This window comes from Mesorhizobium sp. M4B.F.Ca.ET.089.01.1.1 (assembly GCF_004022605.1).
GTDB classification, from domain to species: domain Bacteria; phylum Pseudomonadota; class Alphaproteobacteria; order Rhizobiales; family Rhizobiaceae; genus Mesorhizobium; species Mesorhizobium abyssinicae.
Map to the genome: position 1 here is coordinate 1 of NZ_RZOS01000178.1, position 11,099 is coordinate 11,099.

Sequence of the window (11,099 nt, forward strand, 5' to 3'; positions counted from 1 at the left end):
ACTTCGCTTTCCGCAAGCCGCGTTGCGATATCATCGCCAATGGCTGCGCCTACGCACCGGGCGGCCGACCGGCGGAACGCGTGCCGGTCGGCATCAAGGTCGGCAACTGGTCAAAACTCTTCGAGGTTGTCGGTCACCGCGAATGGCGGGCCATCGGCCCGCTCTTTACCGCCACCTCGCCGCAGCCCTTCCTGAAACTGCCGATTTCCTACGACGTCGCCTGGGGCGGCGTCGACAGGCTGGACCCAGAGGATAAGCTCCCAGCCAGCTACAAATACAACCCGGTCGGAACCGGCTGGTCGCGCACGAAGAACCAGCGACTTATCCCAGGCCTCCGGCTGCCGAACACGCAAGCTGTCGGCGAGGATATCCGCTCTCCATTCGGCGACTACAGACCGATGAGTTTTGGTCCGATGGGGCGCGGCTGGCCCGGCCGCATCGAGTATGGCGGCACCTACGACCAGAACTGGATCGACAATTTTTTTCCATTCCTGCCGCCGGATTTCGACGAGCGTTATTTCCAGATGGCGCCAACCGACCAGCAGACCGACCATCCAAGAGGCGGCGAGGATGTCCAGTTGATCAACCTGACCCCGGCCGGCAAGGAAAGCTTCCGCATGCCGGCGACGGCGCTGCCGCTGACACTGTTCAGGGGTCGCGAAAAAGCGTTCGAGGGCGAGCTTCTGCCAGATACGGTTTTGTTCGATTCGGAGAAGCGGCGGTTTTCGTTGGTCTGGCGGGTGCAGCAGCGCCTCCAGCGAACGATCCTCGACTTTTCGGAATGCTGGATCGGTCCCCCGACACGCGGCATGCTACGCGCCTATGCCAAGCACAAACGTTACATCCGCAAGTTCAACACGCCGCTTCGCTATGAAGAGGAAGCCGCATGACCGCTGACCTCGACATCGTCGCGGCGGGCATGGTGACGGCAGTTGGCCTCGACGCGCCATCGAGTTGCGCCGCGATGCGCGCGCGTCTTGACGGTTTCCAGGAGACGCGTTTTCTTGGCGCCGCCGGCGAGTGGCTGATCGGCGCGCCAGTCCCGCTGCCGCGCAACTGGATGGGTGCTAAGCGCCTTGCCCATATGGCCGCAGCAGCCATTGTCGAAGCGTTCGAACTGATACCCGAGGCCCGCGGCAGGACGGCCCTCATTCTCTGCCTGGCCGAGGAGAACCGCCCCGGGCGTCTGGCGCCTGACAGTCGGCAGTTGCTTACTCAGATCGAGCAAATCGCAGAAATCGCCAGTCCCATAGCCTCCCGCGTCATCACCCATGGCCGCCCGTCAGGCCACGTTGCGTTAGAGGCGGCCCGTCGCCTGCTCGCCTCCAACGCGACCCCTTTTGTAATAATTGTCGGGGTGGACAGCTATCTGACCTCCCAAACTGTCAACCATTATCTCGCCCGGGGGCGGTTGCTGACGCCAGCGAACTCGAACGGATTCATTCCGGGGGAAGCTGCTGCCGCGATCCTCTGCGCGCTCACGGGTGGCGCCATGCGCCTTACAGGAATCGGTATGGCGCGGGAGAAAGCTCATATTTACAACGAGATGGATATTCCCTTCAGAGGGGATGCGATGACAATTGCTTACAAGGAAGCATTTGCTGGGTCGGGGCGCCTCCATTCAGATATCACTCTCAAGATGGGAGATCTCGTCGGCGAAACATACTGGTTCCAGCAGTGTGCCCTCGCCATGCTGCGCACCCAGCGCGAGCGGTCGCCGGTTCAGCCAATATGGACACTGGGTGGGAGCCTCGGGAACATCGGGGCGGCCGCTGTCCCCGCCATGTTGGGCTGGGCGCTGTCGGCTGTACAACATGGCTACGCGCCATCGGGACCGATCCTGATCGAGGCCTCGAGCGATGACGGCGCCTGCGCCGCCGCCGTGGTGGAGGCAAGATGACTGTCTTCGCGAACGGAAGAGAAATTTCGGCGGAGGGGCAAGGGTGCAAGGTCATCGCAGACTTTCCCGACACATGTTTTACCCCGCCCGAGAATCCGGCAACTCCGCCAGGCGTGCCCGTCCCGTATCCGGATTTCGGGTTCGACTCCGACCTGACGTCAGGCAGCGGAACCGTGAAGATCGGCAACAAGCCTATCAGCCAGGAAAATAGCAGCTACTATAAGAAATGCAGCGGCGATGAGGCCGGGGCGGCGGCAAAAAAAGGGCTGATCACCTCAACAAATACGGGCAAGGTTTACGCTCAAGCCTGGTCGTCGGACGTCAAGGTCGAGAGCAAGGGTGTCGCTCGACTCGGCGACATGGCGACCAGCAACCATGCTAGCAACATGGGCGATGCGCCTCCAATGGTGATCGTCGGAAAGCCGGCATTCGGAATTTCTGGAGATGCAGACTGCATGGTCGGCAGCTTCGAGGACATCCACGACAAGTGTAACGCAAAAAAGGACCCTACTGACCCATTGGCTAAGCCGGGGACAAAAGGTGTAGCTTACCAAGCTCACCATATCGTCCCAGACCGCTGTTTTCGCGTCAATAGCGAGGATCGGATGGAGAACCCACCGTTCCCCAGCCGGGACCAAGGCATTTGCATCTGCATCCCTCGCGTGAACCACTCAGCGGCTCGACCGCCGACTGGCGAAGACGTCACGGTGCACCATCACCTGGACGATGCTCTGACCGAACTCGGCGAGCAAGTCACAACAAGAGCCAACCCACGCGGCGTCGAAAAGGTAGATAAAATAAGAAACCAATGTTTGGCTGCTCTTGCTGAACTGGTCGATGATCCTGTGTCCGCCGACTGCTTTGAAGTGGCATGCGAAAAGGTGGCCGAGCAAACAGAGCCAATCAAGGACAAGTATGCTCGTGCGGAGAAGAGTTCCAGCAATATGAGTTCCGCTGCCAAGGGTGTGCTGAACAGGCAGCATCTGCCCACAGCATGAGGTCGATGCCGAGGGAGTATTGAACAACCAATGAGCCGAAAACCAGAGATAACAGGAGGCGTCGTGAGCGTGGACAGGACCCTTTACATCCTGTTCAAGGCGACGGCGGGAGAAGAGGATGACCGGCTCGTCGCCTCCGGTCGCGTTGCCGATGGCTCGGTTTCGCTTCGGCGTCGGGAGGAGGTCGCGGACCTGATCTCCTTCACCGCCTTGCAGCCGCCCTTCAAGGCTCAAGCCGCTGGAATGACTGGACAGGGGGAGGTGGTATATTTTTCCCAATCCGCCAGTCAACGTGAGCAGATACCCGGAGCTGGATTCGCCTCCGAAGGCGCCAGGAAGTTCGGTCGCATGACAAAAATACTGCAGATCGGCGATCGACTAATGGCGCTCGGCTATGGGGGGCAAGTCTACATGCGCACGCCTTCGGAGGCCTGGAGGTTTCTCGCGGGCCCGAAAGGCAGCGATGATGGGTCAACGAACCTGGTCTACTTCAGCGCCATCGAACATAAAGGGCGACTGTATTTTGGCGGAACGGAGACGAAGCGATTCAAGAGTACGGCAGAGATTGATGCTGCGAGTCAAGCCGGCGATGGTCGACGTCTCGCGCGTGCAATCTTGGCGGCGAAAGTACCGGATAGAGCTGTGATTTGGGCATACGACGGTTCGTGGAGCGAAGCGGATTTTGATCATCCAGGAACTGTCGTCGAGATGCTGGAGGCAGGCAGATCCATCGAGATTTTCACAACCAATGGACGAATTGTCTCAACACCCGATTTCCAGGAATTCAGCGACGTCTTCGCATTCGGCAAGAAGAAGTCGTTCTGGGACATCAAAAGAACAGGACAAGGGGTCCTTGTGTACTTCGACGGCACACTTTTCCGCTGGACCGGCGAGATGGAGCCGTTCGAACCGTCGCTGCCTATCGTCGATGAAAATTTCATAAACGTCTCGAGCTATGCCGGGTTGCTAGGGGCGTTCGCCCCGCATCAAATCTACAAGCTGGATGGAGACGATTGGGGCGAGGTTACCTACACTTTATCGTAGAGCGGCAGGGGGAGGATCATACAAAAGTTCTTCAGGTATCAGCCACTGGCAACTTGGCAGTCAGATATTTGCGCACTTGGTCGAGATTCAACTGCTTGAGAGGGAGTGGGCGAGTCGCTTCCAGCATCCGGATCACAAAAAGTTCCCCTGCCTCGGAAAACTCGTCGAAACGTTCCTTTGCGATACGCTTGCCTTCGACACCCGCAATACGCAGCCCAAGCAGATGTGCTTCCAGTCGCTCGATGAGGCGATCCACGTCCATCTCGGGGTTTTCGCCGGGATGCAATAGATGGTGGTCGTAGACCGTCCAGAGGAAGGCAGCCATCTCCGCGTGCTGACGCACGATGTGTTCGAGAACAGGCGGCCTCGGCATCAGTTCAGGTTCACCGAACCGCCCCGGATCCGATTGGAGGCGCTGGCGTGACTGACCAGGTATGTACCCCGAATGGTGAGGTGACCGTCCTTTTCCATGATGATGACCGACTTGCCGCATCTTAGCTCCAGCCGCTCGCTCGCGCTGATCTTCATCGTTTCGCCGTCGCGTACCACATGAGCGTCGGCCCCAAGGCTACTTGTCTGTCGTTTTGCGGGATCGACAATACGCCCGACAATCAGTGGCTTCAGCGGATCAGCGTTTTCGAACAGCAGCGCCACTTGCGAACCGATCATGTCGGATGACAGTTCGGTCAGACTCCGCGCCGGTAAGGCTGCTTCCTCCGGATTGCCGGGAAACACCACAAGCGGCGTGCCCTCGTCGAATCCAAGCAGCAGACCAATCACCACGCCATCGATCCGTTCGTCGATATCGTTCATGGGTGCCCTCAGTTCTGTTTTATCTCCGAGCCCTTCATGATGATATCGCTCGAAGCATTGACGTTTATCTTCCCCGAACCCTTAACAGTGATATCCTTACCCTTGATGGTAATGGTTCCGTCCTTTTTCATAATGATCTCTGCGCTGCCGGTTTTTATGGTGACGGACTCCTTGGCCTCAATGGTTAGATTCTTGCCTACTACCATGGCCGAATCATCCCCGACCTGAATAAGACTCTTCTTGCCGACCTTGATTTCATGCGCCCCATTGACCTGCGTCGAAGCGTCCTCGCCGACCTTGATGATATGCGTCTTATTGATCTGGGTGTTCTGGGCGCCGCCGATCTTGACGCCCTGATCGGAACCGATCTGTATGCTTTGGCTTGCTCCGACGTTCCAACTGTCCGACGCGCCGACGTCGTGGCTTTGACTGATACCCACCGTCACGCTCCGCGACGCGCCGATCGTGTTCGACTGCACAGCGCCGACGCTCCTCGTCTCCGAAGCCCCCACCGTATCGATGCGCGCCGCACCCACCGTGATCGTCTGCACGATGCCCACCGTCTGCGAATGGTTGGCGTCGATATTCTCCGTCGAGTTCGAAACGACGTGGATCGTCTCATTCGCCATCACCGTCAGCGAGCGGTTGGCGCCCACCGTCTCGGTGTCGTTGCTGCCGATGTTCGTCGTCTGGTCGACGCCGATCTTGACCGTCTTGTTGTTGCCGACGTCCTCGTCGAGGTTGTGGCCGACGGAGTGCTTGGCGTCATGGTCGATGCGGTCGGACTGATCATGCTGGACCAGCTTCGTGCGGTCGTGCTTGATCAGAAGGTTGTGATCCTTCTGGGCCTGGAAATTGACCAGCTCGGAACCGGCCTTGTCCTCGAACATCAGCTCGTTGTAGCCGCCGCCGCCCTTGGACGAGTTCGATTTCCAGCCCGATTGCGTCGCGTTGCCCGGCAGCCCGTAGGGCGGCATCTGCGAGGCGTTGTAGACCCGGCCGGTGATGCTCGGCAGGTCCGGATCGCCCTCGATGAAGTCAATGATGACCTCCTGGCCGATGCGCGGTATCTGGATGAAGCCCCAGCCGCTGCCGGCCCAGGTTTGCGAGACGCGCACGAAGCACGAGCTGTTCTCGTCCTTCTTGCCCAGGCGATCCCAGTGGAATTGCACCTTCACCCTTGCATATTTGTCGGTGAAGATCTCTTCGCCGGAAGGGCCGACCACGGTCGCCGTCTGCGGCCCGCGCATGATCGGCCGCGGCGTGATGCGCGGCGGGCGATAGGGCAATTTGGTAGGCGCGAGGCCCAGCACGATCCTGAAATTCTCGCTATGCCCCTCGTTCTGGGTCCGGTAGCCCGGATCGAACAGCCGGTACTCGGCGCTGAGCACCAGATAGTCCTGGTTCTGGTCGTCGCGCGGAAAACTCTCCAGCTTGAACTTGCAGCCGGCAAAGAGCCCGCGCACGGTGCCCACCGCGGTGCCGCGCTGATGCACCGCCTGAAGTTCCTCGCGCCTAATCCCCGCAATCTTGTCGCCGCGCCCGACATCCAGATGCGCTCCGGGCTGGCGATAGTTTTCGCCCGCGGCCTCCTTGTGGCCGAAGGGCTGCGCCGATTTCGCCATCAAATCCGCGCCGGGCTTCTCGAAATCATAGTCGGTGTGGGCGTAGGCGCCGGGCCGCACCGAACTGCCTGGAATCCATTCGGTGATGTATTCGACATCGCGCCGCGAGGCCTGCCCCTCGAAATTGTAAAGCACCTTGTCGTAGCCCGGAGCCGGCTTCAGCTTGCTCATCGCATCGCACAGAATGAGCGTGTGCTTGCCCTCGTCATATTCGAAGAAATAGAAGATACCTTCGTGCTCCATCAACCGCTGCACGAAATCCAGGTCGCTCTCGTCGTACTGCACGCAGTATTCGCGCTGCGGATAGGACCCCTGCAGCCGCTTCTCGAATTTCGCGATGCCGTATTTCGAGAATATTTTCTCGATGATCTCCACCGCGGTCATGTTCTGGAAGATACGGCAATCGGTGGTGTTGCCGAGAAACCAGAGCCACGGCCTGATGACCGCTTCATAGTAGGCCAGCCGGTCCTCGATGCGGGTGAGCCGGAACTCGGAGACGAGGCCGCTGAACCAGCGCTTCGGGTCGGACTCACCCTCGATCGAGACGGAGCCGCCCAGCATTTTCAGCGGATCGACATCGTGGTTGGTGCTGACGAACCCGATCGTATGGGCGAAGCAACGGCTGATCTCATCGCGTCCGACGAGATGGGTGAAGGTCAACAATTCGGCGCCTAACGGCGTCTGCACAACCGTGGCACGTTCGTTCGGCATGGGTCGTGCCCCTCCAGGACGCGGCCGCCAGTGTGATGGATTTGAAGTTGCCCCTATGTTAACCGCATCACGTTCGGGGACTTCCCGGATTGCCACACTAGGCTTCGTTCAGCCTACCATATGTTTTCCCACCGGCCAAAAGGAACGACGGGCGGGCAAAGCTTGCGCCGGAGGCAGTTGTGAAAGGCTGCTGTCGTGTTGTCCTCGCAAACTGCTAGAATGGCGAAATAGATCAGCGGTCCGCGGCCAATTCATATGTTCATCAGTCTGCAGATCAACAATGTCGAGGCCGTGCCCGCAGGTCTCCCCCTCGGCTACGGATCGCGGGACCGCAGCTTTGAAATCGGGCGCGAAAATTGCGACTGGACCTTGCCCGACCCGGACAAATTCATTTCCGGCCGGCATTGCGAGGTTCGGTATGAGGCGGGAGCGTTCTGGCTGCACGACGTCTCGCGCAACGGCACCTTCATCAACGGATCGAGCAAGCGCCTGGCCGCGCCGCATCGCCTCGGGCACGGCGACCGGCTGCTGATCGGCCGCTACGTCATCTTCGTGTCTCTCGACGACGAGCGCGGCGCGACGGGGCACCCTCATTCGCGATCCGGTTCGACGCAACGCGAAATGCCGGCCCCGACGGGCCGGCCGCAGGAATTCAGCAACGAGCCGTTCTTCAGTCCGCGCGACCAGCGTCAGGCGCCGGCCTCGACGTCCTCATTGCGGCAGGCCGCCCCGCCGCCTTCGGCCGCGCAGCACCCCAGCGCGGACGAGATCCTCAGGGATATCGCCCGGGCTGCCGGTATCTCGCCGGACCTGCTTCAATCGCGCGACCCGCATGAAGTCGCCGCCGAAATCGGCGCAGTGCTGCGGACGACGGTCGAGCAACTGGCCTTGCTGCTGAAGGCCCGCGCGGCCGCCAAGATCCTGGCCAAGAGCACCCACCGCACGATGATCAGCGCGGCCGACAACAATCCGCTCAAATTCGTGCCCGGAACCGACGACATCATGGAAATCATGTTCGCGCGGCGCAGGGCCGGCTATCTTGACGCCAGGCACAGTGTCGAAGACGCCTTCCGCGATCTCAAGACGCACGAATTGGCCACCTATGCGGCCATGCAGGCGGCGCTCTCCCGGCTGCTTGACGACCTGTCGCCCGAGGCGATCGGCAAGAAGCTACCGCCCACGTCGTTCAGTTCGAAGAAGAGCCAGGCCTGGGATGCTTTCGTGGCCACCTGGCGAACCATGGAGGAAGCCCACGAAAACGGCATGCTGGACATATTCCTGGCCTATTTCGCCGAAGCCTATGCCAAGGCCGACAAGCAAAAATAGCGTGTAAAATCCGGCGCTAGAGCCGGATTTCTGCACCGCCGCCGTTAAGAATAATCCGCGCCATTCCGCGCATATGGTTCCAATCGGCGGCTTCTGAGATTACGATCACATACGACAGTTCGCCAGGCGGTTACGGCTGAATGACCCAGGGGTCTGCGGCAAATGTCATGTTACGGCGGGATCGCGTTCTGTAGCCTAGCTTCCACCGGACACTCCCCGCGCCAGCAGGGCACGCATTCTTTGCTTCTGCCCATGCATGGTCTTGCGCGCCGGCACGGCCGCCATGCGGGAACGGAAGGCCAGCAATGAGCTCGAAGGACGATCCCTTCGGCCCCGCCGGCAAGACCGTCATTCGCGCCAATCCGCGACGCAGGCAAAAGCCGGCGCCGTCGCCTCCGGCATCCGCCGATGGCGGGCAGTCCATGCCCGTGCGGGATTCGACGGTTTTCGATCCGCAGGGCGGACAGCACATGCCGCCGGGCTGGGCATCCGGAACCGTGATCTATCAAGGGGCGGCGTCCAATGCCGGCCCCTTGGAGACCGCGTCCTCGTCGGGGCCGCAGCAGGACGTCCTGCTCGAGGCCGCCGGCAGCATCACCTACCCCACGGCAAACCCGATCCTCGCCGCCGCCGCGCCTTTGCTGCTGCTGTTCAGCCAGCTCAGGCTCATCCCCGTCGAAAGACATGCCGAGCCGCTCGCCGGGCATATCGCCGAGGCGATCGAAAAGTTCGATCGGACGCTGCAGAAGTCAGGCATCGCCGAAGAGGACGCACGGATCGCGAAGTTCGCGCTTTGCGAAACCGCCGATGATCTTGTCGGCAACCTGCCCTGGCCCGAGGGAGACGGCTGGGCAGGACATGCCATGCTGTCGCGGTTCTTTCACATCAAGTCCGCTGGCGCGGGTTTCTATGAAGCGCTGAACAAGCTGCTCGCCGCGCCGGAAGCGCATTACGACCTGCTCGAATTGATGCATGGCTGCCTGTCGCTGGGGTTTGAAGGACAATACCGCGGCCTGGCGCGCCAGGGCGACAATCTCGAGCGTATCCGGCGCGACGTCTTCGACACGCTCCGCTACTTCCAGCCGCCTGCCTCGCAAGACATCTCGCCGCGCTGGCAAGGCATGGCGGCCGTCATGGCGCAGCCGTCGGCCCGGCTGCCATTGTGGGCCGTGGCGGCCGCCGCGGCGACGCTGGTGACGGCGGCGTTTTTCGTGCTGCGCGTTCTCATCACCGATGAGGGCGATGCGACGGCCGGAGAGCTGCTGGCGCTCAATCCGTCGACGCCGGTCACCATCGAGCGCGCCGGCGTGGCGCCGCTGGCCGAACCGGCGAAAGTGGCTCCTCCTCCTCCAACGCCCGTCGCGCTCACCCAGATCAACCGCATCCGCGCAGCGCTGGCGAAGGATCTGGTGCGCGGCGGGCTGGCGGTGGGCACGCAAGGCAGCTTCATCGTCGTCGAGATAAACAACGTCCTGATGTTCGAACCCGGCAAGGCCGAGCTGAAACCGGAGTTCCAGTCCGTTGCCGCCGACATCGCCGCGGCGCTCGACGCCGAGCCGGGACCGATCAGGATCGTCGGTCACACGGACAACGCAAAGCCACGCAAATCGAGCACGTTCAAGTCCAATTTCGACCTCTCCGTCGCCCGCGCCAAGGCTGTCGAGGCGCTGATGGCGCCCGGGTTCAAAGATCCGTCGCGGATCACTGCCGACGGCAAGGGCGAGGACGAGCCGATCGCCGACAATGCGACGCCGGAAGGCCGCGCCACCAACCGCCGCGTCGATGTGATGATCCCCAAGGAGGAGACATTATGAGCGCGGCCCGCCGGAAGCGCCCATGACGCAATGGGTGCTGCGCATACTCAACGCCCTCGCCTTGGCCGGTTTCGCGGCAGCCGTCTGGTTTGCCGGGCCGTTGATCCGCTATGCCGATAGCCGCCCGCTGGGCCCGGTGTGGCTACGCGCCGCGATCATCGGCCTGGCTGTGGCCGCGGCCGTACTCTTCTACACGATCCGGTTCTGGCAAAGACGAAAGGCGCAAAAGGCGCTTGAAGCCGCAATCGTGCGCAACGACGCCGGCAATGACGATTCGCAGGTGCTCGAGGCCCGCATGAGCGAGGCCATCGCGACGCTCAAACGCTCGAGCGGCAAGCACAATTTTCTCTACGACATCCCCTGGTACATAGTCATCGGTCCGCCCGGCGCCGGCAAAACCACGGCGCTGGTCAATTCGGGCCTGAAGTTTCCGCTTGCCGGTTCCGGCACGGCGCAGCCGGTGGCCGGCATTGGCGGCACCCGGTCCTTCGACTGGTGGTTCACCGACGAGGCCGTGCTGATCGACACCGCCGGACGCTACACGACGCAGGATTCCGACAAGGCGCGCGACAACAAGAGCTGGCTCGCCTTCCTGTCGCTGCTCAAGAAATATCGCGCCAGGCAGCCGATCAACGGCGTCATCCTGGCTGTCAGCCTGGCCGATCTCATGAGCCTCGACGACCGGCAGCTTGATGCCCATGTCACCGAGATACGCAGCCGCCTGCGCGAAACCCATGAAACGCTCAGGATCCAGTTTCCGGTCTACCTGCTTTTCACCAAGGCCGACCTCGTCGCCGGTTTCATGGATTACTTCGGCGGCTTCGACGAGGCGCGCAGGCGCCAGGTGTGGGGCGCTACCTTCCAGACC

Annotated in this window: 10 protein-coding genes; 7 read left to right on the forward strand and 3 right to left on the reverse strand. The window is 61.3% G+C overall.

Annotated features, from left to right (window positions below):
• The 4 genes from EN780_RS17810 to EN780_RS17825 all read left to right on the forward strand — a co-directional run.
• Positions 1-890, forward strand: an 890-nt coding sequence (locus EN780_RS17810; protein WP_128274863.1) for a DUF2169 domain-containing protein, incomplete at its 5' end; no start/stop codon positions are given.
• Positions 887-1,900, forward strand: coding sequence for a 3-oxoacyl-ACP synthase (locus EN780_RS17815; protein WP_128274864.1), 1,014 nt, complete (start codon positions 887-889; stop codon positions 1,898-1,900). The genes EN780_RS17810 and EN780_RS17815, both read left to right, overlap by 4 nt.
• Positions 1,897-2,898, forward strand: coding sequence for a DUF4150 domain-containing protein (locus EN780_RS17820; RefSeq protein ID WP_128274865.1), 1,002 nt, complete (start codon positions 1,897-1,899; stop codon positions 2,896-2,898). The genes EN780_RS17815 and EN780_RS17820 overlap by 4 nt, the downstream gene beginning before the upstream one ends.
• Positions 2,899-2,961: 63 nt before the next feature.
• Positions 2,962-3,942 (forward strand): hypothetical protein, encoded by a 981-nt coding sequence (locus tag EN780_RS17825; RefSeq protein WP_128274866.1) that lies wholly within the window; start codon positions 2,962-2,964, stop codon positions 3,940-3,942.
• A gap of 31 nt (positions 3,943-3,973) precedes the next feature.
• Here EN780_RS17825 and EN780_RS17830 read toward each other — a convergent pair whose 3' ends face one another.
• From EN780_RS17830 to tssI, 3 genes are read right to left on the reverse strand one after another with little or no spacing between them, the layout of a single operon-like run.
• On the reverse strand, positions 3,974-4,315 hold the full coding sequence (locus tag EN780_RS17830; RefSeq protein WP_128274867.1) for a hypothetical protein: 342 nt from the start codon (positions 4,313-4,315) through the stop codon (positions 3,974-3,976).
• The gene (locus EN780_RS17835; RefSeq protein WP_128274868.1) at positions 4,315-4,755 is read right to left on the reverse strand and encodes a DUF6484 domain-containing protein; all 441 of its coding nucleotides are present in this window, start codon (positions 4,753-4,755) and stop codon (positions 4,315-4,317) included. Before EN780_RS17835 ends, EN780_RS17830 begins: the two co-directional genes overlap by 1 nt.
• Before the next feature lie 8 nt (positions 4,756-4,763).
• Positions 4,764-7,091, reverse strand: coding sequence for a type VI secretion system tip protein TssI/VgrG (tssI, locus tag EN780_RS17840; RefSeq protein ID WP_128274869.1), 2,328 nt, complete (start codon positions 7,089-7,091; stop codon positions 4,764-4,766).
• 255 nt (positions 7,092-7,346) lie between these two features.
• Here tssI and tagH point away from each other — a divergent pair, with 255 nt between their 5' ends.
• The 3 genes from tagH to tssM form a co-directional block, all read left to right on the forward strand.
• The gene (gene tagH, locus EN780_RS17845; RefSeq protein WP_128274870.1) at positions 7,347-8,417 is read left to right on the forward strand and encodes a type VI secretion system-associated FHA domain protein TagH; all 1,071 of its coding nucleotides are present in this window, start codon (positions 7,347-7,349) and stop codon (positions 8,415-8,417) included.
• 305 nt (positions 8,418-8,722) lie between these two features.
• Positions 8,723-10,231 (forward strand): type VI secretion system protein TssL, long form, encoded by a 1,509-nt coding sequence (gene tssL / locus EN780_RS17850; RefSeq protein ID WP_128274871.1) that lies wholly within the window; start codon positions 8,723-8,725, stop codon positions 10,229-10,231.
• Between the two features lie 22 nt (positions 10,232-10,253).
• Positions 10,254-11,099: type VI secretion system membrane subunit TssM (tssM, locus tag EN780_RS17855; protein ID WP_128274872.1), on the forward strand; the 846-nt coding region annotated here is incomplete at its 3' end.